The 24,963-nt window shown below is 70.3% G+C and carries 26 protein-coding genes; 2 read left to right on the forward strand and 24 right to left on the reverse strand.

The annotated features are described in order from the left end of the window. Nucleotides 1-4: 4 nt before the first annotated feature. From metK to pyrR, 11 genes are all read right to left on the reverse strand, one after another. Nucleotides 5-1,198: a methionine adenosyltransferase gene (metK, locus tag ABD736_RS02030; RefSeq protein ID WP_344790071.1), complete on the reverse strand. Its 1,194-nt coding sequence runs from the start codon at nucleotides 1,196-1,198 to the stop codon at nucleotides 5-7. Nucleotides 1,199-1,267: 69 nt separating this feature from the next. Further along, nucleotides 1,268-2,548: a bifunctional phosphopantothenoylcysteine decarboxylase/phosphopantothenate synthase gene (locus ABD736_RS02035; protein ID WP_344792190.1), complete on the reverse strand. Its 1,281-nt coding sequence runs from the start codon at nucleotides 2,546-2,548 to the stop codon at nucleotides 1,268-1,270. A gap of 46 nt (nucleotides 2,549-2,594) precedes the next feature. Beyond that, nucleotides 2,595-2,858, reverse strand: a complete 264-nt coding sequence (gene rpoZ / locus ABD736_RS02040) for a DNA-directed RNA polymerase subunit omega (protein ID WP_344790072.1) — start codon at nucleotides 2,856-2,858, stop codon at nucleotides 2,595-2,597. Between the two features lie 36 nt (nucleotides 2,859-2,894). Further along, complete coding sequence (gmk, locus tag ABD736_RS02045; protein WP_344790073.1) at nucleotides 2,895-3,824, reverse strand: guanylate kinase; 930 nt, start codon at nucleotides 3,822-3,824, stop codon at nucleotides 2,895-2,897. Next, entirely contained in the window at nucleotides 3,817-4,665 is an 849-nt protein-coding gene (gene pyrF, locus ABD736_RS02050) for an orotidine-5'-phosphate decarboxylase (RefSeq protein WP_344792191.1), read from the reverse strand. Before pyrF ends, gmk begins: the two co-directional genes overlap by 8 nt. A gap of 17 nt (nucleotides 4,666-4,682) precedes the next feature. Then, nucleotides 4,683-7,994: a carbamoyl-phosphate synthase large subunit gene (gene carB / locus ABD736_RS02055; RefSeq protein ID WP_344790074.1), complete on the reverse strand. Its 3,312-nt coding sequence runs from the start codon at nucleotides 7,992-7,994 to the stop codon at nucleotides 4,683-4,685. Nucleotides 7,995-7,997: 3 nt separating this feature from the next. After that, on the reverse strand, nucleotides 7,998-9,155 hold the full coding sequence (gene carA, locus ABD736_RS02060) for a glutamine-hydrolyzing carbamoyl-phosphate synthase small subunit (RefSeq protein ID WP_344790075.1): 1,158 nt from the start codon (nucleotides 9,153-9,155) through the stop codon (nucleotides 7,998-8,000). 1 nt (nucleotide 9,156) lies between these two features. Further along, the gene (locus ABD736_RS02065; RefSeq protein WP_344790076.1) at nucleotides 9,157-9,681 is read right to left on the reverse strand and encodes a PH-like domain-containing protein; all 525 of its coding nucleotides are present in this window, start codon (nucleotides 9,679-9,681) and stop codon (nucleotides 9,157-9,159) included. Next, complete coding sequence (locus tag ABD736_RS02070) at nucleotides 9,674-10,987, reverse strand: dihydroorotase (RefSeq protein WP_344790077.1); 1,314 nt, start codon at nucleotides 10,985-10,987, stop codon at nucleotides 9,674-9,676. Before ABD736_RS02070 ends, ABD736_RS02065 begins: the two co-directional genes overlap by 8 nt. Continuing rightward, on the reverse strand, nucleotides 10,987-11,937 hold the full coding sequence (locus tag ABD736_RS02075) for an aspartate carbamoyltransferase catalytic subunit (protein WP_344790078.1): 951 nt from the start codon (nucleotides 11,935-11,937) through the stop codon (nucleotides 10,987-10,989). Before ABD736_RS02075 ends, ABD736_RS02070 begins: the two co-directional genes overlap by 1 nt. Then, entirely contained in the window at nucleotides 11,937-12,500 is a 564-nt protein-coding gene (gene pyrR / locus ABD736_RS02080) for a bifunctional pyr operon transcriptional regulator/uracil phosphoribosyltransferase PyrR (RefSeq protein ID WP_344790079.1), read from the reverse strand. Before pyrR ends, ABD736_RS02075 begins: the two co-directional genes overlap by 1 nt. A gap of 127 nt (nucleotides 12,501-12,627) precedes the next feature. On the opposite strand from pyrR, the gene ABD736_RS02085 reads away from it, so the two are divergent. Continuing rightward, nucleotides 12,628-13,575: a carbohydrate kinase family protein gene (locus ABD736_RS02085; RefSeq protein ID WP_344790080.1), complete on the forward strand. Its 948-nt coding sequence runs from the start codon at nucleotides 12,628-12,630 to the stop codon at nucleotides 13,573-13,575. Here ABD736_RS02085 and ABD736_RS02090 read toward each other — a convergent pair. After that, nucleotides 13,559-14,599: a phosphotransferase family protein gene (locus ABD736_RS02090; protein ID WP_344790081.1), complete on the reverse strand. Its 1,041-nt coding sequence runs from the start codon at nucleotides 14,597-14,599 to the stop codon at nucleotides 13,559-13,561. The two genes, ABD736_RS02085 and ABD736_RS02090, sit on opposite strands and share 17 nt — an antisense overlap. Nucleotides 14,600-14,768: 169 nt before the next feature. Between ABD736_RS02090 and ABD736_RS02095 the strand changes: the two genes are divergently transcribed. Then, entirely contained in the window at nucleotides 14,769-16,079 is a 1,311-nt protein-coding gene (locus tag ABD736_RS02095) for a lipase family protein (protein WP_344790082.1), read from the forward strand. Between the two features lie 12 nt (nucleotides 16,080-16,091). Here ABD736_RS02095 and nusB read toward each other — a convergent pair whose 3' ends face one another. The 12 genes from nusB to ruvX form a co-directional block, all read right to left on the reverse strand. Further along, the gene (gene nusB / locus ABD736_RS02100) at nucleotides 16,092-16,547 is read right to left on the reverse strand and encodes a transcription antitermination factor NusB (RefSeq protein WP_344790083.1); all 456 of its coding nucleotides are present in this window, start codon (nucleotides 16,545-16,547) and stop codon (nucleotides 16,092-16,094) included. A 5-nt stretch (nucleotides 16,548-16,552) separates the two neighbouring features. Continuing rightward, entirely contained in the window at nucleotides 16,553-17,116 is a 564-nt protein-coding gene (efp, locus tag ABD736_RS02105; RefSeq protein ID WP_344790084.1) for an elongation factor P, read from the reverse strand. Nucleotides 17,117-17,265: 149 nt separating this feature from the next. Then, the gene (locus ABD736_RS02110; protein WP_344790085.1) at nucleotides 17,266-17,559 is read right to left on the reverse strand and encodes a GlsB/YeaQ/YmgE family stress response membrane protein; all 294 of its coding nucleotides are present in this window, start codon (nucleotides 17,557-17,559) and stop codon (nucleotides 17,266-17,268) included. A gap of 57 nt (nucleotides 17,560-17,616) precedes the next feature. After that, nucleotides 17,617-18,051, reverse strand: a complete 435-nt coding sequence (gene aroQ, locus ABD736_RS02115; RefSeq protein ID WP_344790086.1) for a type II 3-dehydroquinate dehydratase — start codon at nucleotides 18,049-18,051, stop codon at nucleotides 17,617-17,619. A 4-nt stretch (nucleotides 18,052-18,055) separates the two neighbouring features. Next, a complete protein-coding gene (locus ABD736_RS02120) occupies nucleotides 18,056-18,448 on the reverse strand; it encodes a hypothetical protein (protein ID WP_344790087.1) in 393 nt (130 codons plus the stop codon). Between the two features lie 127 nt (nucleotides 18,449-18,575). Next, the gene (locus ABD736_RS02125; protein WP_344790088.1) at nucleotides 18,576-19,253 is read right to left on the reverse strand and encodes a hypothetical protein; all 678 of its coding nucleotides are present in this window, start codon (nucleotides 19,251-19,253) and stop codon (nucleotides 18,576-18,578) included. A gap of 27 nt (nucleotides 19,254-19,280) precedes the next feature. Continuing rightward, complete coding sequence (gene aroB / locus ABD736_RS02130) at nucleotides 19,281-20,360, reverse strand: 3-dehydroquinate synthase (protein ID WP_344790089.1); 1,080 nt, start codon at nucleotides 20,358-20,360, stop codon at nucleotides 19,281-19,283. Next, nucleotides 20,357-20,860 carry a shikimate kinase gene (locus ABD736_RS02135; RefSeq protein ID WP_344790090.1) on the reverse strand — a complete coding sequence of 168 codons (504 nt, stop codon included), beginning with the start codon at nucleotides 20,858-20,860 and terminating at the stop codon, nucleotides 20,357-20,359. The genes aroB and ABD736_RS02135 overlap by 4 nt, the downstream gene beginning before the upstream one ends. 2 nt (nucleotides 20,861-20,862) lie before the next feature. Then, a complete protein-coding gene (gene aroC / locus ABD736_RS02140; protein WP_344790091.1) occupies nucleotides 20,863-22,086 on the reverse strand; it encodes a chorismate synthase in 1,224 nt (407 codons plus the stop codon). A 9-nt stretch (nucleotides 22,087-22,095) separates the two neighbouring features. Next, nucleotides 22,096-22,974, reverse strand: coding sequence for a shikimate dehydrogenase (locus tag ABD736_RS02145; protein WP_344790092.1), 879 nt, complete (start codon nucleotides 22,972-22,974; stop codon nucleotides 22,096-22,098). Next, the gene (gene mltG, locus ABD736_RS02150; RefSeq protein WP_344790093.1) at nucleotides 22,971-24,479 is read right to left on the reverse strand and encodes an endolytic transglycosylase MltG; all 1,509 of its coding nucleotides are present in this window, start codon (nucleotides 24,477-24,479) and stop codon (nucleotides 22,971-22,973) included. The genes ABD736_RS02145 and mltG overlap by 4 nt, the downstream gene beginning before the upstream one ends. A 19-nt stretch (nucleotides 24,480-24,498) precedes the next feature. Next, entirely contained in the window at nucleotides 24,499-24,963 is a 465-nt protein-coding gene (ruvX, locus tag ABD736_RS02155) for a Holliday junction resolvase RuvX (protein ID WP_344790094.1), read from the reverse strand.

Raw genomic sequence — 24,963 nt, forward strand, 5'->3', positions numbered from 1 at the left:
CGATCTAGAGGCCTGCGGCGTTGCGCAGGTCGTCCACGCGGTCGAGGCGCTCCCACGTGAAGTCGGGCAGCTCGCGGCCGAAGTGGCCGTAGGCGGCGGTCTGCGAGTAGATCGGGCGCAGCAGGTCGAGGTCGCGGATGATTGCGGCCGGGCGCAGGTCGAACACCTCGCGGATCGCGGTCGTGATCGTCTCGAGCGGCACCTTCTCGGTGCCGAACGCCTCGACGTAGAGGCCGACGGGGTGCGCCGCGCCGATCGCGTAGGCGACCTGCACCTCGAGCCGGTCGGCGAGCCCCGCCGCGACCGCGTTCTTCGCGACCCAGCGCATGGCGTAGGCCGCCGAGCGGTCGACCTTCGACGGGTCCTTGCCGCTGAACGCGCCGCCGCCGTGGCGGCTGGCGCCGCCGTAGGTGTCGACGATGATCTTGCGGCCGGTGAGCCCGGCGTCGCCGTGCGGGCCGCCGATCTCGAACTTGCCGGTCGGGTTGATCAGCAGCTTGAGCTGCGACTGGTCGAGGTCGACCGTGTCGAGCACGGGGCGGATCACGGTCTTCTCGACCGCATCGCGCAGTGCCGCGAGGCCGATCGAGGGCGCGTGCTGCGTGGAGAGCACGACGGTGTCGACCGACTTCGGCGTGAGACCGTCGTAGCCGATCGTGACCTGGGTCTTGCCGTCGGGGCGCAGGAATTCGAGCTCGCCCGACTGGCGCACGGCGGCGAGCCGCTCGGAGAGGCGGTGCGACAGCCAGATCGGCAGCGGCATGAGCTCTTTCGTCTCTGTCGCCGCGAAGCCGAACATGATGCCCTGGTCGCCGGCGCCCTGGCGATCGAGCGCGTCGGCGCTCGCGCCCTCACGCGTCTCGAACGCGTCGTCGACGCCCTGCGCGATGTCGGGCGACTGGGCGCCGATCGAGATCGACACGCCGCACGAGCGGCCGTCGAACCACACGTCTGAGGACGTGTAGCCGATCGAGGTGATCTTGTCGCGCACGATCTGCGGGATCTCGACGTAGCCCTCGGTGGTGACCTCGCCGGCGACGTGCACCTGGCCGGTCGTGACCATGGTCTCGACGGCGACGCGCGCCTTCGGGTCGACGGTCAGCAGAGCGTCGAGGATCGCATCGGAGATCTGGTCGCAGATCTTGTCGGGGTGCCCCTCGGTGACGGACTCAGAGGTGAACAGGCGCAAAGCGGACATATTTCTCCCTTGGTAGGGCCGGAAGCGTCTGGTTCGCGTCAGGCGATCGGGTGGTGCAGGAACCGTGGTTCAGACGTTCGAAAGCGTCGCGTCGAGAATACGGTCGGCCACCGACAATTTCGTTCCGGAGGCCTCCATCACGATATCGCCGGAGCGGTCGAGCACGATGACGTCGTTGTCATCTGTGGCAAAGCCGTGGTTCCAGCCGACGTTGTTGACGACGAGGAAGTCGCACCCCTTGCGGGCGATCTTCGAGCGGCCCAGCTCGAGCAGAGTCGCCGGGTCCGGCTCGGTCTCGGCGGCGAATCCGATCACGATCTGGCCCTCGCGACGCGACGACGACAGCTCGGCCAGGATGTCGGGATTCACCACGAACTCGACCGTCAGCTTGTCGCCCGTGTGCTCCTTCTTGATCTTGCCCTGCTGCACCTGCGCGGGCCGGTAGTCGGCGACCGCGGCCGCCATGATCACGACATCCGCCCGCTTCGCAGCGTCGGTGACGGCCTTCTCGAGCTCGAGCGTCGTGCCGACGGATTCCACGGCGATGGTGCTCGGCACGGCATCCGTGCCGATGTTCGCCGCGATCAGCGTGACGTCGGCGCCGCGTGCGGCCGCAGCGGCGGCGATCGCCATGCCCTGCTTGCCGCTCGAGCGGTTGCCCATGAAGCGCACGGGGTCGAACGGCTCGCGCGTTCCGCCGGCCGTGACGACCACCTTGAGTCCGTCGAGGTCGAGTCGCGCGCCGTCGCTCACGTCGTCCACGCGCGCGCGTCGAGCACGGGCGACGGATGCCTGCGCCGCACCGCTTCCTGAGGGAGCCCCCACCCCGATGACGTTCTTGAGCGCCGCCTGGGCGATGGTGTCGGGCTCTTCCATGCGGCCGGGCCCCGAATCGCTGCCGGTCAGCTGACCGCTGGCGGGGCCGATGATGAACACCCCGCGTTCGCGCAGCGTCTTCACGTTGGCCTGCGTGGCGGGCGCCTGCCACATCTCGGTGTGCATCGCGGGGGCGACGACGAGCGGGGCCTTCGAGGCGAGCACCGTGTTGGTGAGCAGGTCGTCGACGATGCCGTGCGCGAGCTTCGCGAGGGTGTTCGCGGTCGCGGGGGCGATGACGATGAGGTCGGCCTTCTGGCCCAGGGCGACGTGCCGGACCTCGTCGACGCCGTCGTAGAGGTCGGAGGTGACCGGGTTGCGGCTGATCGCCTCCCAGGTGGGCTTGCCGACGAACTTGAGGGCGGCCTCGGTGGGAACGACGTGCACGTCATGGCCCTCGAGCACGAAGCTGCGCACCAGCGAGACCGTCTTATACGCGGCGATGCCGCCGGTCACCCCGACGACGATGGTCAGACGGGGCGCTCCGGCGGCATCCTTGCTCACGGTCAGCCGGCGTGCGCTACTGCTGCTCGGCGATCGGCTTGACGACGAGCTTGTCCTCGTTGATCTCGTGGAGGGCGACCGACAGCGGCTTGTCCTCGACGGACGAGTCGACGAGCGGGCCGACGTTGTCGAACAGGCTGCCCTCGTGCAGATCTGCGTAGTAGTCGTTGATCTGGCGGGCACGCTTGCTCGCGAAGATGACCAGCGCGTACTTCGACTCGACCTTGCTCAGCAGCTCGTCGATGGGCGGGTCGATGATGCCCTTCTGGGACGTCGCCATGGGGTTCTCCTAACGAAAAAGTTCTGGGGTCCGCGGTCAGTCACGCGGATTCGCGCGCAATGGCACAGACATCAAGTCTACGACTTCGCGCGCGGCCTCCGGCACGGTGGTGTTCACGACGGTGCGGTCGAACTCCCCCTCGGCGGCCAGCTCGATCTTGGCGGTCTCGAGCCGGCGGCGCTGCTCTTCGGGGCTCTCGGTGCCGCGGCCGATGAGGCGGCGCACCAGCTCGTCCCACGACGGCGGGGCGAGGAAGACGAGCAGCGCGTCGGGGTCATTGGCCCGCACCTGGCGGGCGCCCTGCAGGTCGATCTCGAGCAGCACGTTGCGGCCGGCCGCGAGCGCCTCGCGCACGGGGCCGCGGGGCGTTCCGTACCGGCTCATGTTGTGCACGGTCGCCCACTCGAGGAACTCCCCCGCGGCGATCATGCGGTCGAACTCCGCGTCGTCGACGAAGTAGTAGTGCACGCCGTGGATCTCGCCCGGGCGCGGCTTGCGGGTGGTCGCCGACACCGAGAACACGACATCGGGATAGTTCTCGCGGATGTAGGTCGAGACGCTGCCCTTGCCCACCGCCGTCGGGCCGGCGAGCACGATGAGGCGCGCGGCGCCGCGCGCCTTCGACGACAGCCGGGCGCGTTCGCGCAGGAACTCCCGCAGCCGCTCGCGCTGATGCCGGCCGAGGCCGCCGACGCGCTTGACCTGAGAGATCTCGAGGCGGTCGAGCGTCGCCTTCATCTTCGTCACGCCGATCGCGGGGATCGCGAGCAGGAAATCGGTCACCCGCAGAGTGCCTGCGGGGCCGTTCGGCTCGCGGGCGCCCTCGTCGAGCACGGACTCCGCGCTGCGCGCCCCCGAGGTGATCTGCGCCTTGAGCTCTGCCCTGGCGCGGCGCGCCGCGACAGCCGCCCGTGACGCCGCCGCGCGGTCGACATCGGGCGGCGTGGGCCGCGCCTGCTCAGCCAAGAGCGGCTCGCAACTCCGCGGCGCGGGCATCGATCGCCGTGGCGAGCCCGCGCGGGCCGGCCTGCAGCAGGCTGCGCGACTCGGACACCAGCGTGAACGGCGCGAGGGCCCCGAAGAGGCGGCGCACGTCGGTCGCCTTCGCGCCCTGGTGACCGAAGCCCGGTGCGAGCACCGGAAGGGCCGGCGAGTGCGGCGTGTGCACGTCGACGCCGAGCGCGGTGAAGTCGACCGTTGCGCCGAGGACGACGCCGATCGAGCCGATCGGCCCTTCCCCTGCGCGACCTGCGTTGAAGGCGCTCACACCATCGATGATGGCACGAGACACGGTCACGCTGGCAACGCGGGCACTCTGCAGCCCGGCCGCCTCGGGGTTCGAGGTCGCGGCCAGCACGAAGATCCCCTTGCCGTTGTCGGCCGCATATTCCATGGCGGATTCCAGCGACCCGACGCCCTGGAAGGGGTTGATCGTGACGGCATCGGCCTCGAGCGGCGACCCCGGCGTGAGCCAGGCCTCGGTGTAACCCGCGAGCGAGGTGTCGATGTCGCCGCGCTTCGCGTCGGCGATCGTGATCAGACCCGCCGTGCGCGCGGCGCGCAGCACCTCCTCGAGGGCGGCGTAGCCCGCGGACCCGAAGCGCTCGAAGAACGCGACCTGGGGCTTCACGATTCCGGCGCGGCCGGCCGCGGCATCCACCGCCCTCAGTCCGAACTCGCGAACGCCCGCGGCTGACGACGGCAGGCCCCACTCCTCCAGCAGGAAGTCGTGCGGGTCGATGCCGACGCACAGCGGCCCGAAGGCCTCGAGCGCGGAGCCCAGGACGCCGCCGAAGCCGAAGCCCATGCCGAAGGTCGCGTCGCTCACGCCGCGCCTCCCTCGGCCGCCTCCTGCTTCCGAGCGTCGCGCTCGCGCTGGTAGTCCTGCAGGCTCTTCACGTCGAAGCCGGCGCGCACCGCCTCGATGGAGGCGACAGCGGCGGACAGTTCGCTGATCGTGGTGAACAGCGGCTTGTCGGCGGCGACCGCAGCCGCGCGGATCTCGTAGCCGTCGTGCCGCGTCGCTCCGCCGGTCGGCGTGTTCACGACGATGTCCACCTCGCCGCGGTTCAGCATGTCGACGACCGACTCGCCTTCCTTGTCGCGCTCGCTGAACTTGCGCACGGTCTCGCTCGCGATGCCGTTGCGCGCGAGCACCTCGCCGGTGCCCTCTGTGGCGACGACACGGTAGCCGAGCTCGGTCAGGCGCAGCACCGGGAGGACGATGTTGCGCTTGTCGCGGTCGGCGACCGAGACGAAGGCGGTTCCGGAGGATGGGATGCCGCCGTACGCGGCGGCCTGGCTCTTCGCGAAGGCGCGCGGGAAGTCGCGGTCGATGCCCATGACCTCGCCCGTCGAGCGCATCTCGGGCCCGAGCAGCGAGTCGACGACGTGGCCGGCATTGTCGCGGAAGCGCTTGAAGGGCAGCACGGCCTCCTTCACGGCGACGGGGGCGTCGAGCGGGATGCTGGAGCCGTCCGCCTCTGGCAGCAGACCCTCGGCGATCAGCTCGTCGATCTTGGCGCCGGCCATCACGCGGCTCGCCGCCTTGGCGAGGGGAATCCCCAGCGCCTTGCTCACGAACGGCACGGTGCGGCTCGCGCGCGGGTTCGCCTCGAGCACGTAGAGCACGCCGGCTCCGATTGCGAACTGCACGTTGAGCAGGCCGCGCACACCGATGCCTGCGGCGATCTTGCCGGTGGCCTCGATGACCTTCGCGACGTCCGAGCGGCCGAGCGTCACGGGCGGCAGGGTGCAGCTCGAGTCGCCCGAGTGCACGCCGGCCTCTTCGATGTGCTCCATGACGCCGCCGATGTAGAGCCGCTCGCCGTCGTAGAGGGCGTCGACGTCGATCTCGGTCGCGTCGTCGAGGAAGCGGTCGACGAGCAGCGGGTGGCCGGGGCCGACGATGCCCTGGCCGTCGATGCGGTCGAAGTAGTCGACGAGTTGCTCCTCGCTGAAGACGATCTCCATGCCGCGGCCGCCGAGCACGTAGCTGGGGCGCACGAGCACCGGGTACCCGATGTCGCCGGCGACCTGCTTGGCGCCGTCGAGCTCGTAGGCGGTGCCGTTGCGCGGCGCGAGCAGGCCGGCGTCCTCGAGGATGCCGGCGAAGAGGCCGCGCTCCTCGGCGAGGTCGATCGCCTCCGGGCTCGTGCCGAGGATCGGGACGCCGGCCTCCTTGAGGCCGGTCGCCAGCCCGAGCGCGGTCTGGCCGCCGAGCTGCACGACGACGCCGACCAGCTCGCCCGACTGCGACTCCGCGTGGATGACCTCGAGCACGTCCTCGAGCGTGAGCGGCTCGAAGTACAGGCGGTCGGACGTGTCGTAGTCGGTCGAGACCGTCTCGGGGTTGCAGTTGATCATGATCGTCTCGAAGCCCGCGTCGTGCAGGGCGAACGAGGCGTGCACGCACGAATAGTCGAACTCGACGCCCTGCCCGATGCGGTTCGGCCCTGAGCCCAGGATGACGACCTTCTTCTTGTCGCTCGGCGCGACCTCGGTCTCGGAGTCGTAGCTCGAGTAGTGGTACGGCGTGAGCGCCGGGAACTCGCCCGCGCAGGTGTCGACCGTCTTGTAGACCGGCCGAACGCCGAGGATGTGCCGCACCTCGCGCACATCCGCCTCGCCGAAGCCGCGCAGCTGCCCGATCTGCACGTCGCTGAAGCCGTGCTCCTTGGCCCACCGCATGGTCGCGGTGTCGAGGGTCGGCGCGTTGCGGATGTCTTCGGCGACCTCGTTGATCAGCACGATCTGGTCGAGGAACCACGGGTCGATCTTGGTGGCCTCGAAGACCTGCTCGACCGTCGCGCCCTTGCGCAGCGCCTGCTGCACGACCACGATGCGGCCGTCGGTCGGCGTCTTGGCGACGTCGAGCAGCTCGTCGATCGAGCGGGGCTCCTCGTCCCAGTGGAACGACGAACCGCGCTTCTCGAGGCTGCGCAGCGCCTTCTGCAGCGCGCTCGAGAAGTTGCGGCCGATGGCCATCGCCTCGCCGACCGACTTCATGGTCGTGGTCAGCGTCGGGTCGGCCGCCGGGAACTTCTCGAAGGCGAAGCGCGGCACCTTCACGACGATGTAGTCGAGCGTGGGCTCGAAGCTCGCCGGCGTCACGCGGGTGATGTCGTTCGGGATCTCGTCGAGGCGATAGCCGATGGCGAGCTTGGCGGCGATCTTCGCGATGGGGAATCCGGTCGCCTTCGACGCGAGCGCGGAAGACCGCGAGACGCGCGGGTTCATCTCGATGACGATGACGCGGCCGTTGCTCGGGTCGACGGCGAACTGGATGTTGCAGCCGCCGGTGTCGACGCCGACGCGGCGGATGATCTCGATGCCGATGTTGCGCAGGTTCTGGTACTCGCGGTCCGTCAGCGTGAGCGCGGGCGCGACCGTGATCGAGTCGCCGGTGTGCACGCCGACCGGGTCGACGTTCTCGATGGAGCAGACGACGACCGTGTTGTCGGCCGTGTCGCGCATGAGCTCGAGCTCGTACTCCTTCCACCCGAGGATCGACTCCTCGAGCAGCACCTCGTGGGTGGGCGAGTCGTGCAGGCCGGCGCCGCCGATGCGGCGCAGGTCCTCTTCGTTGAACGCGAAGCCTGAGCCTAGGCCGCCCATCGTGAACGACGGGCGCACGACGAGCGGGTAGCCGAGTTTCTCGGCGCCGGCGAGCAGGTCGTCCATCGAGTGGCAGATGACGGATGCCGCGACGTCTGCCCCCGACTCGAGGACGAGCTCCTTGAAGATCTGCCGGTCTTCGCCCTTGCGGATCGCGTCGACTTTGGCGCCGATCAGCTCGACGCCGTACTTCTCGAGGATGCCGCGCTCGTGCAGCGCGATCGCGGCGTTGAGCGCAGTCTGGCCGCCGAGGGTCGGCAGGATCGCGTCGGGCTTCTCCTTCTGGATGATCGACTCGATCACCTCGGGGGTGATCGGCTCGACGTAGGTCGCGTCGGCGAAGTCCGGGTCGGTCATGATCGTCGCCGGGTTCGAGTTGACGAGGATCACGCGCACGCCCTCGGCGCGCAGCACGCGGCACGCCTGGGTGCCCGAGTAGTCGAATTCGACCGCCTGGCCGATGACGATCGGCCCTGAGCCGATGACGAGGACGCTGTTGATGTCGGGGCGCTTGGGCATGTCTTACTCGGCGTCCTTCTGGTCGTTGGTCTTGTGCGAGACGACCAGGTCGCGGAACCGGTCGAAGAGGTAGTTGGCGTCGTGCGGGCCGGCCGCGGCCTCGGGGTGGTACTGCACCGAGAAGGCCGGGATGTCGAGGGCGTTGAGGCCCTCGACCACGTCGTCGTTCAGATCGACGTGGCTGACCTCGACGCGGCCGTAGCCGTTCGGCGAGTCGAAGGGCTCGTCGTTGCTCGGCGCCTTGACCGCGAATCCGTGGTTGTGCGCCGTGATCTCGACACGACCGGTCTGCTTGTCGCGCACCGGCTGGTTGATGCCGCGGTGGCCGAACGGCAGCTTGTAGGTCTCGAGGCCGAGCGCGCGACCGAGCAGCTGGTTGCCGAAGCAGATGCCGAAGAACGGCAGGCCCTTGTCGAGCAGACCGCGAAGCACCTGCACCTGGGCCTCTGAGGCCGCCGGGTCGCCGGGGCCGTTCGAGTAGAACGCGGCGACCGGGTCGATGGCGAGGATCTGCTCAAGCGTCGAGTCCTGCGGCAGCACGTGCACCTCGAAGCCGCGCTTCGCGAGGTTGTCGAGGGTGGACTGCTTGACGCCGAGGTCGAGCACGGCGAGGTTGCCGATCTTCTCGCCGACGGCGGGCGTCACCGTGTCCTCGGTCACCGAGACCTGCGCAGAGAGGTTGAGCCCGGTCATCTCGGCGCCCGCGCGCACGATCTCGAGCTGCTCGGACTGCGACAGCGCCGCGTCCTCGCCCGAGAAGATGCCGGCGCGCATGGCGCCGAGGTCGCGGATGTGACGGGTGACCGCCCGGGTGTCGATGCCTGAGATACCCACGATGTTCGTGGACTCGAGCTCGTCGTCGAGGCTGCGGATCGAGCGGAAGCTCGAGACGACCCGGCTGGGGTCGCGCACGACGTAGCCGGCGACCCAGATCCGGCGCGACTCCATGTCCTCGTCGTTCATGCCCGTGTTGCCGATGTGCGGCGCGGTCTGGATGACGATCTGGCCCGCGTAGGACGGGTCGGTCAGCGTCTCCTGGTAGCCGGTCATGCCCGTGGCGAACACCAGTTCGCCGAGCGTGCGGCCCTGGGCGCCGTAGGCGCGACCCTCGTAGCGGGTCCCGTCTTCGAGCACCAGGACGGCGGGGGAAGGAACAGGCACGTCAGACCTCGCTTTCTTGTGCGGTGAGAGAATCGATCGCGTTGTACAGCGAGCCGGTCTTTTCTGGCTCGAGAACGCGGAAGTAGCTGTCGACGAGGACCGTTTCGCCGGTCGACTCGCGAAGCGAATGGAGACCCCAGGTCACGACGACGAGCCCGTCTTTTTCCACGGCCTTGTCGATGACGACCTGAGCAGGCTGAGCCGAGTCGATCGAGGATGCCGGAATCCAGACATCCTCTGCCCCGTCCAGCGACACCACGAGACCCGAGCCGTGCACGGTAAGCACGCCCTGCGCGCGGAAGCCCAGCCCCGTGATCGCGAGGCGCTCGAGCGGCCTGCCCTGCGCCGTGGTCGCGACGTAGAGCACGCGCGCTTCGACGAGCGGCTCCCCCAGCCCGGCCGGCATGTCATGCGACGGCTCGAGGTGGGCTGAGCGCCGCACGAGCGCCCGCCAGCCCTGCCACATGCCGAACAGGATCAGCAGCAGGACGAGGACGACGATGATCGTCGAGGCCCACTCAGGCACGGGCCACCTCCGCGACATCGACCACGGTCCCGTCGGCGACCGTGCGGCGGCCCTGGTGGAAGGTGTGCAGCACGCGGCCCGGCAGTTCGAGGCCGAGGTAGGGCGAGTTGACGCCCTTGCCCGCGAGGTCCTCGGTCGAGAACGAACGGCTGGCCTCGGGGTCGTAGAGCGTGAGGTTCGCGGGCGCGCCGACGACGAGCCCGTCGGCGTAGCCGGCAAGCGACCCGATCTCGGCCGGCTTCGAGCTCATGACCCGCGCGACGTCCGCCCAGTCGAGGCGGCCGTCGGCGACGAGCGCCGCGTGCACCACCGAGAGCGCGGACTCGAGCCCGACCATGCCGTTGGCCGCGGCATCCCACTCGGTGTCCTTCGCCTCAACGGGGTGCGGGGCGTGGTCGGTGGCGACGATGTCGATCGTGCCGTCGACGAGCGCCTCGCGCAGGGCCTCGACGTCGTCGCGGGTGCGCAGCGGCGGGTTCACCTTGTAGCGGGCGTCGTAGCCGCGCACGAGGTCTTCGGTGAGCAGCAGGTGGTGCGGGGTGACCTCGGCCGTGACCCGGATGCCGCGCGACTTCGCCCAGCGGATGACCTCGACCGACCCCGCGGTCGAGACATGGCACACGTGCAGGCGGCTGCCGACATGCTCGGCGAGCAGCACGTCGCGGGCGATGATCGACTCCTCGGCGACCGCGGGCCAGCCCGCGAGGCCGAGCTCGCCCGAGAGCACGCCCTCGTTCATCTGGGCCCCCTGCGTGAGCCGCGGCTCCTGCGCGTGCTGCGCGATGACGCCGTCGAAGGCCTTCACATACTCGAGGGCACGGCGCATCAGCATCGGGTCGGAGACGCAGAAGCCGTCGTCGCTGAAGACACGCACCTGCGCGCGGCTCGCGGCCATGGCGCCGAGCTCGGCGAGCTGCTCGCCCCCCAGCCCCACGGTCACCGCGCCGATCGGGCGCACGGTCGCGTAACCGGCGGCCTCGCCGAGCGAGAGCACCTGCTCGACGACGCCGGCGGTGTCGGAGACCGGCGAGGTGTTCGCCATCGCGAAGACCGCGGTGTAGCCGCCTGCGGCCGCGGCGCGCGTTCCGGTGAGCACCGTCTCGGACTGCTCGTAGCCCGGCTCGCGCAGGTGCGTGTGCAGGTCGACCAGCCCGGGAAGGGCGATCAGGCCGTCCGCGTCGACGCGCGTGGCATCCGTTGCGCTCACGCTCGCGCCCAGCTCGACGACTGTGCCGTCCTCGATGAGCAGGTCGGCACGCGACCCGTCGGGAAGCGTCGCTCCGGCGATCAGAAAGCTCTCTGACATCAGTTCTCCTCTTCGCCGGCGAGCAGCAGGTACAAGGCGGCCATGCGGATCGATACCCCGTTCGCGACTTGCTCCCGCACGGTCGAGCGGGGCGAGTCGGCGGCTGCCGCCGAGATCTCGAGGCCGCGGTTCATCGGGCCGGGGTGCATCACGATCGTGTCGTCGGCGAGGCGCGCGAGGCGCTCGTCGTCGAGACCCCAGGTGCGGGCGTACTCGCGCTCGCTCGGGAAGAACGCGGCATGCATCCGCTCGCCCTGGATGCGCAGCATCATGAGCACGTCGGGCACGCCGTCGTCGATCGCCGCGTCGAGGTCGTAGCCCACCGTGACCGGCCAGCTCGAGGTGTCGACCGGCACCAGCGTGGGCGGCGCGACCAGTGTGACCTCGGCGCCCAGCGTGTTCAGCAGCCACACGTTCGAGCGCGCGACGCGCGAGTGCAGGATGTCGCCGACGATCGTCACCGCGACCCCGTCGAGCGCCTTGCCGCGGCTGGCGGCGCCGTGCAGCCGGCGGCGCATCGTGAAGGCGTCGAGCAGCGCCTGGGTCGGGTGCTCGTGCATGCCGTCGCCCGCGTTGATCACGCCGGCGTCGATCCAGCCGCTGGTCGCGAGCGTGAAGGGCGCACCGGATGCCTGATGCCGGATGACCACGCCGTCAGCCCCCATCGCCTGCAGCGTCTGCGCGGTGTCCTTCAGGCTCTCGCCCTTCGAGACGCTCGAGCCCTTCGCGCTGAAGTTGATGACGTCGGCCGACAGGCGCTTCGCGGCGGCCTCGAAGCTGATGCGCGTGCGGGTCGAGTCCTCGAAGAAGAGGTTCACGACCGTCTTGCCGCGCAGCGTCGGCAGCTTCTTGACCTCGCGGTTCTGCACGTCGGCCATGTCCTCGGCGATGTCGAGGAGCCGGATCGCGGCCTCGCGGGAGAGGTCTTTCGTCGAGAGGAGGTGCCGCATCAGGCATCCACCTCGCCCTGGCTGTCGCTGCGCTTGGACTCGATCGCGACGAACTCGTCGCCGTCGACCTCGTTCAGGTGCACGTTGATGCGCTCGTCGAGCGCAGACGGCAGGTTCTTGCCGACGAAATCGGCGCGGATCGGCAGCGAGCGGTGGCCGCGGTCGACGAGCGCGGCAAGGCGCACGATGCCCGGGCGGCCGATGTCGTTCAGCGCGTCGAGGGCGGCGCGGATCGTGCGACCCGAGAACAGCACGTCGTCGACGAGCACCACCGTGGCGCCGTCGATCGACGCGGGCACGCTCGTGCGCCCGGGCGTGCGGGTGCGCGTGTGGGCCAGGTCGTCGCGGTACATCGTGACGTCGAGGCTGCCGGCGAAGACGCGGCTGTCCGGCTCGATCTTGGCGATGTTCGCGGCGATTCGCTGGGCCAGCGTGACGCCGCGGGTGGGAATCCCGAGGATCACGAGGCCCTCCGTTCCCCGATTGGACTCAAGGATCTCGTGTGAGATCCGAGTCAACGCTCGGGCGATGTCAGCCTCACTCAGCACGGTTCTCGTGCTCATCCGCCGACTCCCTTCTCCGCCTCACGGGACGGTCTTAAAGAGTGCCTAACTATGGCTCAACCCTATCAGCGCGCCGGCGGCGAAGTGTCGAACGGGCTGAGTGCGCCCCGTCGGATATAACCGTCTGATGCTCATCAACAAGGTCGGGGATGCCCGAGTGCGCGTTCTCGTGAACGGGCCGGCCTCGTGGAATGTCACCGCGCGGGTCGGGGCGCTGCCCGAGCCGGTGTCGCAGACCCTGTTCGCCGAGCGCTGGTCGGAGGGTGTGGGCGGCACGTCGGCCGGGAAGTCGCTCACCCTCGCCGCCCTCGGCGCTGAGGTGGTGCTGCAGACGGTGGTGGGCGTCGATGAGGTCGCCGGTCAGGTGCTGCGGGCGCTCGAGGTCCCGGGCGTCGAGGTGCGCGCGACCGGGAGCGTCTCCAGGCGCACGGAGCGCCACCTGAACCTGTTGGATGCCTCGGGCGGCCGGGTCTCGATCTACCTCGAGCTGCCGCAGGCGCAACAGGTGCACCAGGCCGCGCCGCCGACCGTCGACCCCGATGTCACGGCCGCCGTGCTCGATCTCTGCGACCACAGCGTTCCGCTGCTCTCGGCCTACCGCTCGATCGGCGTTCCGGTCTGGTGCGATGTGCACGACGACGACGGCGCGGCAGACGGCTACGCCCGCCCGTTCACCGCTGCGGCCGACGTCGTCGTCGCGAGCGAGGTGCGCCTGGCCGACGTCGATTCCTACCTGCGCGATCGCATCGCCGAGGGGGCGCAGCTGGCCGTGTGCACCCGCGGCGGCGACGGGGCACGGGCGGTGCACGCCGACGAGACGGGCGAGCGCTGGTATGACGTCGGGCCGGCCCCGGCCGACGAGGTCGTCGACACCGAAGGCGCCGGTGACGCGTTCGTGGCCGGGCTGCTGATGGGGCTGTCGCGCGGCGCCGTCGTGCCGCAGGCCCTGGCCGAGGCCTCAGCGGCGGGTGCGATCGCGGTGGCCTCCGCAGGGCTCGGCGCGAGCGCGGCCGACGCAGCTGCCGTCGCCCGGCTCGCGGAGGCCGTCGAGGTGACGGTCACCCGCCCGCGCTGAGCGCACGGCGTGCCGACGCCAGCAGCAGGTCGCTGAGCGCGACGAGCTCGGCCTGTGCCTGCGCGGGCGACTCGTCGGGGAGGCTCCCCCGCCGCACCGGGCGTCCCGTCTCGACCGCCACCGCGAGGTCGGCGATGAGCTTCCACCGCAGGCCGGCGGCGGCATCGAAGCCGAGTCGGACGTCGCCTTCCGTGATGGCCGGATCCTCTGCGCGCACGCCCGCCGCATAGCTCGCCACCGCGTCGTCGACGATCGCGGCGACGACGGATGCCTGGGCATCACCGCGTCGCACGGAAGAGAACAGCAGCGAGGCGAGATCCGCGCCGACCGGGCCCGGCCCGACCGACTCCCAGTCGATGAGCACCGTCTGCCCCGACGAGATGAAGACGTTCGCGCCGACCGCGTCGTGATGGCAGAGCGTCTGCGGCAGGGAATCGAGGGTGGTGCGAAGGCGCGGTTGCGCCTCGATCAGCCGCAGTCCGGCGGCGAGGCGATCGCCGAGCAGTGTCATGGCGTCGGCGCTCGGCTGCCCGAGCACCTGTCGCCCGGTGGTGGCAGCTTCCGGCTGGCTGTGCCGGTCGATCCAGCCCGTGAAGAGCCACGGCTCCCCCGGCACTCGGCCGCACCACCGTCCCGCCATGGTGCCGAGGTCGTGCGCCGCCGCGAGCAGCGCCGGTGCGTCGAGCGGCCGGGTTCCGTCGTGCACGACCTCTTCGAGCAACAGCGTCAGCTCGCCGTCGGGCACCGCCCGAGAACCGAGGAGACGTGGCGCCCGAACGGCCGGCGCGAGCTCGTCGAGCAGCCCTGAGGCATACGCCTGGAACTCGCGCTGGGCGTTGGCGCGCAGATACGGCGAGGCGTGAGCCAGGTCCGTCGACTTCTCGATGAGCGACCCCGGCACGGCGGCGCCGTCGACACGCACGACACCCCGCAGGCGGCTCACCGTGCGGTGCGCGAGGAACGCGTCGTAGTCGAGCGGCTCGCGCCGCGCCCCGTTCGCCTGCAGCCGCTCGTCATCGTCCATCGCCTCGAGCGTAAGCGGCGCGCCCGACCGTCGTCACTTGCCGAATCCCCGCTATTGACTCTAGGTTCAATAAGGAGCCGGCAACGGAGCCGGCAGTGTGGGGGCACAGATGATCCGGTCGAAGTCCAGCTCACAGGCGCGGGGCGGGCGCTCGCGAATGCTCGCCGCGGTGGCAGCGGCGGCGGCGGTGGCCGCGGCGGCGATGACCACGGCACCGGCGCATGCGGCCGAGAGCAGCACGCAGCTCGAGGTGTCACGCGGAGTCACGATTCCCGCGTTCTACAACCCGCCGGCGGCGTTGCCTGCGCGCAACGGCGCGCTGATCCGCAGCGAGCCGCTCGCCCTCGGCGCGGGGCTCACTCTGCCCGCCGTCGGGGCGTTGCCGGGCACGGCCACGCGGGTCATGTACACGACCACCGACAGCAACGGCGTGCGCGCCGCGGTCACGGGCGCCTACATCGAGCCGGCCGCCAGGTGGCACGGCGTCGGCGCGCGGCCGCTCGTGGTGCTGGCCCCGGGAACGATGGGCCAGGGCGATCAGTGTGCGCCCTCACTCGCGCTGCAGCATCCGATCACCTTCAACGGGCAGACCGTGTCGGTCGGCTACGAAGACGTCGCTGCCTACCGCCTGCTGGCGGAGGGCGTCGCGGTGATGGTCACCGACTACCTCGGGTTCGGAACGACCGATCGCGTGCACACCTATGTCAACCGCGTCGATGAGGGGCACGCGGTGCTGGATGCCGCGCGGGCGGCGCTCCAGGTGCCCGGGGCTTCCGTGACCCGCAGCTCGCGCGTCGGGCTCTACGGCTACAGCCAGGGCGGCGGCGCGACGGCAGCCGCAGCGGAACTGCGCAGCACGTATGCCCCCGACGTGAACCTCGCCGGCAGCTACGTCGGCGCCCCGCCGGCCGACCTCGCCGCCGTTGCGGCGGGCATCGACGGCAGCGCCCTCGCCGGCGCCCTTGGGTGGACGCTGAACAGCCTCGTGCAGTCGTACCCGTCGCTCGCCCCGATCGTCGCGGCGCACGTGAACGACGCGGGCCGCGCCGCCCTCACGGACCTCGCGACCGCGTGCATCGGCGACGGTCTCGCGGGCTTCGCCTTCCAGAAGAGCAGCGGGTGGACGAACGACGGCGAGACGCTGATGCAGATCGCCGCGAAGGAGCAGGCCATCCAGCAGGCGCTGGCCGCGCAGAAGCTCGGCACGCTCGCGCCGTCAGGGCCGGTCCGCGTGGCCACCGGCATCGCCGACGACATCGTGCCGCACGCGCAGGCGCGGCAGCTCGCCGTCGACTGGTGCAAGCGCGGCGGCGACGTGAGCTACGTGCCGATTCCGGTGCCGAACCTCGGCGACGGGCTGCTGACGAACCACATCAGCCCGCTGCTGGCGGACCAGGGCGCGGCGATCGCGTGGCTCACGCAACGGGTCGACGGCATCACGGCCGGCTCGAACTGCGCGACGATGCCCGTGCAGCCCTGACGGGCGAGCCGGCTATTCCTCGCGAGCTGCGCGTGAGGCATCCCTCGCGTCATCGTCGCCGACGGTCTGCGCGATCTTGGCGAGCAGTCCGTTGATGAAGCCCGACGAGTCCTCGGTCGACAGCACGGTCGCGGCCTCGACGGCTTCGGAGATGGCGACGCCGGTCGGCACCTCGGGGTTGAACAGCAGCTCCCACACCCCGATGCGCACGATCGCGCGGTCGACGATCGGCATGCGCGCGAGCGTCCAGCCGTGTGCATACGTCTCGATCAGCTCGTCGATCTCGTCGCGGTGGTCGTTGACCCCGTCGACGATCTCGCGGGCGTAGAGCCAGGATGCCTCGCGCGCGGGCTCGTTCGCCGCGCGCTCGGCCTCGGCCGCCAGAGCCTGCGGGATCGAGATGCCCCGCAGGTCGGCGACGTACAGGATGTCGAGGGCCCGCTTGCGGGCCTTCGTGCGTGCGCTCATGAGTCCTAGTCGTTCACGCGGCCGAGGTACTCGCCCGTGCGGGTGTCGACCTTGACCTTGGTGCCGGTCTCGAGGAACAGCGGGACCTGGATCTCGTAGCCGGTCTCGACCGTCGCGGGCTTCGTGCCGGCGCTCGAGCGGTCACCCTGCAGGCCCGGCTCGGTGTAGGTGACCTCGAGCACGACCGACGCGGGAAGCTCGACGTACAGCGGGTTCCCGTTGTTCATCGCGATCGTCACGATCTGGTTCTCGAGCATGAAGTGCGCCGCGTCGCCGACGGTGGCGGCGGGCACGTTGATCTGGTCGTAGTCCGTCTGGTCCATGAAGACGAACGAGTCGCCGTCGTTGTAGAGGTACTGGAAGTCGCGGCGGTCGACGGTCTCGATGTCGATCTTCGTGCCGGCGTTGTAGGTCTTGTCGACGACCTTGCCCGTGAGCACGTTCTTCATCTTGGTGCGGACGAACGCGCCGCCCTTCCCCGGCTTGACGTGCTGGAACTCGATGATGCTCCAGAGCTGGCCGTCGATGTTGAGCACGACGCCGTTCTTGATGTCAGCGGTAGATGCCATGGATGGATCCGTTCAGGTCGTTTGACAACGCGCAATGGCGCTGGAAGGAAGCTGCGAGGCCTCGGTCTCTCTCGAAACCGGGCCCCGAAGAGCCTACCAGCGCGGGCACGGGCGGCCCGAGGCATCCGTTCAGGCTCGGCCGAGCCGGGTCAGGCGCGGCGCCGCCCCCGCATGCTCGCCGAGATCGAGGCGGCGATGATCACGAAGACGATCGCGACGGCCACCTGCCAGATGTGCCGCCACCAGTCGAAGCCGCCCGTGCCCACGAACTGGCCGTTGTGGAAGATCGCCGCATAGATCCAGTTGCCGACGATGATGCCGAGGATGCCGCAGATGGCGGTCAGCCAGAAGGGAATGTCATCGTGCCTGCTGGGCACGATCCACTTCGCGATCAGGCCGATGATGATGCCGCCGATGATGATCCAGAGAATCGTGCCGAGCATGCTGTCCCCTCACTGTCGCTGGCCCCCTGATGGGTGGCTCACAGGAGAATCATTGCCCTATCGGGTCAGCTGCGCGAGGGCTAGACGGTACGAGTCGAAGCCGAAGCCGGCGATCACCCCGGTCGCGACGGCGGTGATGACGCTGGTGTGCCGGAACTCCTCGCGCGCGTGCGGGTTCGAGATGTGCACCTCGATGAGCGGCACGCCCGAACTCGTCACGTACTGCACGGCGTCGTGCACGGCGATCGAGTAGTGCGTCCACGCGCCGGCGTTCAGCACGACCGGGGTCTTCTGCTGCGCCGCGGTGTGCAGCCAGCCCAGCAGCTCGCCCTCGTGGTCGGTCTGGCGCACCTCGACGGTGGCGCCGGTGGCCGTCGCGTCGGCTTCGAGCAGCGCGCGCAGGTCGTCGAGCGTCTCGCTACCGTAGATCTCGGGTTCGCGAGTGCCGAGGGTGCCGAGGTTGGGGCCGTTCAGAACGAGGACGTGGGTCACGCGCTCACTTTAGCGATTCGGCCTCGCCCGGCTTGAGCGGACGCACCCGGATGCCCGACCACTCGTCGTTGAACGGCCGGTTGCCGATGGCGCGCCAGCCGTGCTCGAGCACCGCCTTCGCGATCACGTCGCGGTTCAGCTCGCCCTTGCCGCCCTTGAGATATCCGAACCAGACGACGCGGGTATCCGCGAGCTGCGGCAGCAGCTCGGCGAATTCGGCGTGCAGCTGCTCGAGGGACGTCGCGAACGCGAACACGGCGTCCGCTTCGGCGACGGATGCCTCGACCGAGCCTTCCGGAAGAGGAAGCAGGAGCGCCCGCTGCTCGGGGGTCGCTTCGACGATGGCGATCTTCTCGCCCTTCTTCACCTGCAGATGCTCGGCAACGGTGTCGGCCATGCGCCGAACCTACCGCGATCGGCCCCGTGCCGCGTGCCGATCGGCAGAGATGGGCCGATACGCAGACCTCCGGCTCGATCTGCTCTGCGTAGCGAATCATCTCTGCGTATCGACCCGATCCCACCGCTCAGCCCGCGACGACGAGACCCTTCGCTGCGCAGAGATCCGCCGCCGACCGCGACCCCTCGCGCACGTACACCGACACGGCGGTGCCGTCGCTCGTGCACGCCGCCATCGGCGGCACCGAGAGGTCCCACGTCACGGTCGGCAGCACCGCGCAGCTGCCCGAGGGGGCAGGCACCGGTCGTGGCGACGCAGACTCGAGCGGGGCCGGCTGCTGCACCGTCCCGAAGTCAGGCACGTGCCCGGGTGCCGGGCCACCGCTGGCGAAGTAGGTGCCCTGGGGCGAGACCACGAGCTCGGTCAGAAACCAGTGCTCGCCGTCACTCGTGTCGAACTCGACGCAGTCGTGGCCGAGTCTCTGCTGCTGGGCGGCGATGCGATCCATCGTCGCGGTCGCCGAATGATCCCGATAGAGTCCTGCGCACACCGCGGTCGGGTCGACGCGCGGGTGCGCGGACGCCTCAGCCGCGGTCGCCGACCACCCCGACAGTGGGTCGCCGCCCGCATCGAAGCACTCCACGCTCAGCGGCACCGGCTTCTCGGCCGCCTTCGGCAGCACATTGGCATTGAGCCGCCCGCTCGCCAGCAGCGCCACGACTGCGACGATCGCGGCGCCGACGATGACCCAGACCACCACCAGCGGGTGCCGCGAATGCCGTCGCGGCGGCGTGGGGGCGGTCATGCCCTGACGGTACCCCCGCCGGGCGCGTTAGACGCCGACCTCCTGATAGGCGGCGAACAGCAGCGATTCGTCCGGCCCGCGCAGCACCGTAGGGCGCCCGATCTCGTCGAGCACGATGAAGCGCATCATCGCGCCGCGCGCCTTCTTGTCCCGCCGCATGGTCGCCAGCAGCGTCTGCCAGCGGCCGAGCGGGTAGGTGGTCGGCAGGGTCAAGGACGTGAGGATGCTGCGATGCCGATCGGCCGCGGCATCCGACAGTCGCCCCGCAAGCCTCGAGAGCTCTGCCGCATAGACCATGCCGACGGAGATCGCGGCGCCGTGCCGCCACTGGTAGCGCTCGGCGTGCTCGATCGCGTGGCCGAGTGTGTGGCCGTAGTTGAGGATCTCGCGCAGCCCGGCCTCTTTGAAGTCCTCGCCCACGACGCGCGCCTTGAGCGCGATCGACAGCTCGACCACGCGGCGGAACTCGTCGGAGGAGGCATCCGTCGCCTTGTCCACATCGGCCTCGACGATCTCGAGGATCTCGGGCTCGGCGATGAAGCCGCACTTCACGATCTCGGCGAAGCCCGCGAGCAGGTCGTTGCGCGGCAGGCTCGGGATCGTCTCGAGGTCGGCGATGACCGCCGACGGCGCGTAGAACGAGCCGACGAGATTCTTGCCCTCTGCCGTGTTGATGCCGGTCTTCCCACCGACGGCGGCGTCGACCATGCCGAGCACGGTGGTGGGCACCTGGATGAGCTTCACGCCGCGCAGCCACGTCGCCGCGACGAAGCCCGCGAGGTCGGTGGTGGCTCCCCCGCCGAAGCCGATGACCGCGTCGGAGCGCGTGAAGTCGGCCTGGCCCATGATCTGCCAGCAGAACGCGGCGACCTCGACGCGCTTGGCAGCCTCGCCGTCGGGCACCTCGGCGAGCAGCACCTGGTAGCGGTCGGCGAGCGTCTCGCGCAGCTCGGCGGCGGCTGCGGCGAGCGTCGGCGCGTGCACGATCAGCACCTTCGAGACGTCGCCGCCGAGCTTGTCGGCGAGGCTCTCGCGCACGCCGTAGCCGACGGTTACGGTGTAGGCGTCGGCTCCCGGCACCTGGATCTGGGTGATGTCGCTGCTCATTCGGTGAAAGCTCCTCCGTTGTGGACCCAGTCCGCGAGCTCCTGGGCGATCTCGTCGCGGGGGCGGTTCGCGGTCTCGACCCGGCGATCGGCGAGGCGCTCGTAGAGCGGCCGGCGCGCAGCCACGAGGGCCTTCCATGCGTCGATGTCCGGCACGAGAGGGCGCTTGCCGTCTGCCTTGATGCGGCCTTCGACCGACTCCGCGTCGACGTCGAGCAGCACGACGATGTGCTGCTCGAGGTCGCGCTGGGTGTTCTCGTCGAGCACCGCGCCGCCGCCGAACGCGATGATCGCGTCCTGGCTGAGCGCCTCGATCACCGCGGTGCGTTCGATGCGCCGGAAGTGCGCCTCGCCGTGCTCTCTGAAGATGTCGGTGATGGCGCCGTGGTCGCGCACGATGATCGCATCGGTGTCGATGAACGACTTGCCGAGCAGCTTGGCGAGTTTCTTGCCGATCTTCGACTTGCCCGCGGCCGGCGGCCCGATCAGGACGATCGCCATGCCTAGGCCTCGGCGCCCGTTGCGGGCTGCGCGCTCGCGACGGCCGTGCGAAGCGTGGCCGGGATCGCGGCGAGGTATGCCTCGAGGTTGCGCTTCGTCTCGGCGAGCGAGTCGCCGCCGAACTTCTCGAGAACGGCGTCGGCGAGCACCAGCGCGACCATCGCCTCGGCGACGACGCCTGCGGCGGGAACCGCGGAGACGTCGGAGCGCTGGTGGTGCGCGGGTGCGGCCTCGCCCGTGGACACGTCGATCGACTTGAGCGCGTGCGGCACGGTGGCGATCGGCTTCATGCCGGCGCGGACGCGCAGCACCGTTCCGGTGGACATGCCGCCCTCTGTGCCGCCCGCCTTGTCGCTCGTGCGCTCGATCAGGCCGTCTTCAACGACCAGCTCGTCGTGCGCCTGCGAACCGCGACGGCGCGTGGTCTCGAAGCCGTCGCCGATCTCGACGCCCTTGATCGCCTGAATGCTCATGAGAGCCTGGGCGAGGCGGCCGTCGAGCTTGCGGTCCCACTGCACGTGCGAGCCGAGGCCGACCGGAACGCCGTACGCGAGCACCTCGACGATGCCGCCGAGGGTGTCGCCCGCCTTGTGCGCGGCGTCCACCTCGGCGACCATGAGCGCGCTCGTGGCGGGGTCGAAGCACCGCAGCGGGTCGGCATCCAGCGCATCGACGTCGGAGGGCAGCGGCAGCGCCGCGCCTTCCGGAACGCGCACCGGGCCGATCGACAGCGTGTGCGCGACGGTCGTGATGCCGAGCTCGCGCAGGAACGACTTCGCGATCGCGCCGAGCGCGACGCGGGCCGCGGTCTCACGCGCGCTCGCGCGCTCGAGCACGGGGCGTGCCTCGTCGAAGCCGTACTTCTGCATGCCGACGAGATCGGCGTGGCCGGGGCGCGGGCGAGTCAGGGGCGCACCGCGGCCGCCGCTCAGCACCGCAGGGTCGACCGGCTCGGGGCTCATGACGTCGACCCACTTCGGCCACTCCGTGTTGCCGATGCGCAGCGCGACGGGGCTGCCCATGCTGAAGCCGTGACGCACGCCGCCCGACAGCGTCAGCTCATCCTGCTCGAACTTCATGCGGGCACCGCGGCCGTAGCCGAGCTTGCGCCGCGCCAGGTCGCCCTGGATCTCGTCGAGCTTGACCGGCACACCGGCGGGAAGACCCTCGAGCATGGCGATCAGTTCGGGTCCGTGCGATTCCCCTGCGGTGAGCCAACGAAGCATATGAAAAGGTTACTGGCCGCGCGGGGTGCCATCGGCCGCGAGGCCCACCGCGCCGAGCATCGCCGCGAGCACGGCGTCCTCGTCGGGCAGCGGCGCAAACGGGTCGCCTGCGACGAAGATGCGCACCTGCAGCAGCGCCTGGTGAACGAGCATGGCCAGGCCGCTGAGCACGACTCCCCCGGCATCCGTCCACGCCTGCCCCAGCGTCGTCGGCCACGGCTCGTAGGCCACGTCGAGAAGCGGAACGCGCGCGCGGAAATCCGCGTCGAACGTGACGGGCGCGTCCACGCCCCCCGGCAGCGTGCTCACGACCAGTCCCGTCGCGTCATCGTCACGCGGGTCGTCGAACGTCGCGAGGTCGATGGTGAGGCCGACGGATGCCGCAAGCGGCACGAGCCCTGCGGCGCGCTCTGGCGCCCGCACGCTCACGAGCACGCTCTCTGCGCCGAGCTCGCTCGCGGCGACGATGGCGGACGCCGCCGTCGCTCCCCCGCCGAGGATGTGCGCGTGCCGCACCCGCTCGACCCCCGCGGCGCCGAGGGCCCGCACGATCCCGGGCACGTCGGTGTTGAAGCCGGCGCGATGCACGGTGTCGCCGCCCCACTCGAACAGCACGGTGTTGACGGCGCCCGTGAGCTCGCCGATGCGATCGATGCGATCGAGGTGCGGCTGGATCGCCTGCTTGAGCGGCATCGTCAGCGAGAGACCGCGCCAGGCGGAATCCCGCGACTTGACGAAGGCGGCCAGCTGCGATTCGTCGATCTCGTCCCGCTCGTAGATCCACTGCAGCCCGAGCACGTCGTAGGCGGCCGCGTGCAGCAGCGGCGACTTCGAGTGCGCGATCGGCTTGCCGAGAACCGCGAGGCGCGTGTCCGGTGCCCGCGTCATTGGCAGTACGCCTTGTTCGCGGAGTCCTGGCACCACGCCTGCAGCTTCGCGACGTTCGCGTTCTGCTCGTCGGCGGTCTTCGCAAACGCCGTCTCGCCGGTCTGCAGGTTCACCACGGTGAAGAACAGGTAGTCGCCCTGCGGGTTCGCGGCGGCCTTCAGCGCGCCGTCGCCGGGGTTGCCGACGGGCCCGGGCGGCAGGCCCTTGTGCACGTACGTGTTGTACGGGTTCGACGCGTCGGCGCGCTGCTCGGGCGTCGTGAAGACGGCGTGCTTGCCGAGGCCGTAGGTGACGGTCGCGTCGGACTCGAGCAGCATGCCCTTGTTGAGCCGATTCTGGAACACACCCGCGATCTTGGGCAGATCGTCGGGGTTCGGACCGGCCTCGGACTGCACGACCGAGGCGAGGATGACGGTGCTCCACAGCTTCGCCGGATCGGTCGGCATCCCGTCCTCCTGGAACGCCTGCTTCGTGCGGTCCACGAGCTTCGTGAGCACCTGCTGCGCCGTCAAGCCGGGGTCGAGGTTGTAGGTCGCCGGGAACAGGAAGCCCTCGAGCGTCTTCGCCTGCGGCGGCAGTCCGAACGACGCGGGGTTCTTGGCCGCCGCCTGCAGCTGCGCGAGCGGGATGCCGGTGGCCGTCGCCGCGTTCTGCAGCACGGTCGCCTCGCGATCGCCCTCGCGGATGAGCAGCGTGTGCTCGAGCCTGGACTTCGGGTCCTGCAGCAGCGCGAGGGCGCTCTTCGCGCTCATCCTCTTGCGCAACTGGTAGACGCCGGGCTGGAACACCGGGTCGGGATGGGTCTGCAGCAGCAGCGAGTAGAACGCCTGCGGCGTCATGACGACGCCTGAGGTCGCGAGAGTCTTCGAGATCGACTCGCCGGTGTCGCCCTGGTTGATCGTGATGCGCACCGTGCCCGTGCCGTCGCCCTTGTAGTCGGTGGGCTTGTTGTCGAAGTGCCCGAGCACCGCCTTCACCTGCGGCTGGAAAGTGTTCCACGCGAACAGGGCACCGCCGCCGATGAGGCCGAGGATCACGACGGTCGAGATGATCCAGGTCAGGGCGCGCCGGCCGCCGCCGCCGCTGCGCGGAGGCTTCGGCGGCTTCCGACCGCCACGGCCGCCACGGCCGCCGTCGTGATCGTGGGTTGCGGCGTGCAGCCATGAGAAGTCGGCGTCTGCGTCATCGGCGGATTCCTCGGCCTGTGTCTCCTGCGCAGCTGGCGCCGCCGCGACCGGCCGCTGAACCTCGGTCTGCGCCGTGACGGGCGAAGCCGCCCACACCGCCGCACCGGTAGGGGCCGGGGATGCCTCGGCCTGCGGCTCCTCGACAGGCGCCGCCTCCGGGGGCGTCGCGTGCGCCCCCCGCGCAGCGCGTTCCGCCTCGGCACGGGCCAGCTCGCGTGCCTCGCGCCGCGTCATGGGCTGCCGCGGCTGCCCCGTCTCAGGCCGGCCCGGCTCAGGGCCGGGGCCGTGCTGATCGGAGGGCGTGGCTCGGAAAGTCACGTGGGGGCGCTCCTTCGGGTCAGACGCTCGGCGGCAGGACTTCGCTGCCCGCCGGCCGGCCAGTCGACCGCTCGGCGTCGAGCGCGTGCTGCAGGATAACCGCAGCCGCAGACTGGTCTACCACGCTACGCGACTTCTTCGAGTTCTTCCCCGACTGGCGCAGCGACACCGTGGCGGTCACGGTCGACAGCCGCTCGTCCACCAGCCGCACGGGAATCGCCACCGTGCCGGCGAGCCGCTCGGCGAACGCGACCGCGTCCTCGGTGCTGGCGGTGCGCCGCCCCGACAGCGCAAGCGGCAGCCCGACGACGAGCTCGATCGCGTCGTGCTCGGTGACGAGCTGGCCGATGCGGGCCACATCGGCTCCGGCATCCGATCTCGTCACGGTCTCGAGCGGCGACGCGAGCAAGCCGGACGGATCCGACCGGCTCACGCCGATGCGGACGGTGCCGACATCGATGCCGAGACGGATGCCGGTGCGCAT

This window comes from Gryllotalpicola daejeonensis (assembly GCF_039538145.1).
In the GTDB taxonomy this organism is placed as follows: Bacteria; Actinomycetota; Actinomycetes; order Actinomycetales; family Microbacteriaceae; genus Gryllotalpicola; species Gryllotalpicola daejeonensis.

Coding starts and splice junctions, on each gene's coding strand:
- metK (WP_344790071.1), bottom strand. CDS start 1,198: ATGTCCGCTTTGCGCCTGTTCACCTCTGAGTCCGTCACCGAGGGGCAC.
- rpoZ (WP_344790072.1), bottom strand. CDS start 2,858: ATGGCGACGTCCCAGAAGGGCATCATCGACCCGCCCATCGACGAGCTG.
- pyrF (WP_344792191.1), bottom strand. CDS start 4,665: ATGGGCTTCGGCTTCGGCGGCGTCCTGGGCTCCGCGCTCGAGGCCTTC.
- carB (WP_344790074.1), bottom strand. CDS start 7,994: ATGCCCAAGCGCCCCGACATCAACAGCGTCCTCGTCATCGGCTCAGGG.
- ABD736_RS02070 (WP_344790077.1), bottom strand. CDS start 10,987: ATGTCAGAGAGCTTTCTGATCGCCGGAGCGACGCTTCCCGACGGGTCG.
- ABD736_RS02075 (WP_344790078.1), bottom strand. CDS start 11,937: ATGCGGCACCTCCTCTCGACGAAAGACCTCTCCCGCGAGGCCGCGATC.
- pyrR (WP_344790079.1), bottom strand. CDS start 12,500: ATGAGCACGAGAACCGTGCTGAGTGAGGCTGACATCGCCCGAGCGTTG.
- ABD736_RS02085 (WP_344790080.1), top strand. CDS start 12,628: ATGCTCATCAACAAGGTCGGGGATGCCCGAGTGCGCGTTCTCGTGAAC.
- ABD736_RS02090 (WP_344790081.1), bottom strand. CDS start 14,599: ATGGACGATGACGAGCGGCTGCAGGCGAACGGGGCGCGGCGCGAGCCG.
- nusB (WP_344790083.1), bottom strand. CDS start 16,547: ATGAGCGCACGCACGAAGGCCCGCAAGCGGGCCCTCGACATCCTGTAC.
- efp (WP_344790084.1), bottom strand. CDS start 17,116: ATGGCATCTACCGCTGACATCAAGAACGGCGTCGTGCTCAACATCGAC.
- ABD736_RS02110 (WP_344790085.1), bottom strand. CDS start 17,559: ATGCTCGGCACGATTCTCTGGATCATCATCGGCGGCATCATCATCGGC.
- ABD736_RS02120 (WP_344790087.1), bottom strand. CDS start 18,448: ATGGCCGACACCGTTGCCGAGCATCTGCAGGTGAAGAAGGGCGAGAAG.
- ABD736_RS02125 (WP_344790088.1), bottom strand. CDS start 19,253: ATGACCGCCCCCACGCCGCCGCGACGGCATTCGCGGCACCCGCTGGTG.
- aroB (WP_344790089.1), bottom strand. CDS start 20,360: ATGAGCAGCGACATCACCCAGATCCAGGTGCCGGGAGCCGACGCCTAC.
- ABD736_RS02135 (WP_344790090.1), bottom strand. CDS start 20,860: ATGGCGATCGTCCTGATCGGGCCGCCGGCCGCGGGCAAGTCGAAGATC.
- aroC (WP_344790091.1), bottom strand. CDS start 22,086: ATGCTTCGTTGGCTCACCGCAGGGGAATCGCACGGACCCGAACTGATC.
- ABD736_RS02145 (WP_344790092.1), bottom strand. CDS start 22,974: ATGACGCGGGCACCGGACACGCGCCTCGCGGTTCTCGGCAAGCCGATC.
- ruvX (WP_344790094.1), bottom strand. CDS start 24,963: ATGCGCACCGGCATCCGTCTCGGCATCGATGTCGGCACCGTCCGCATC.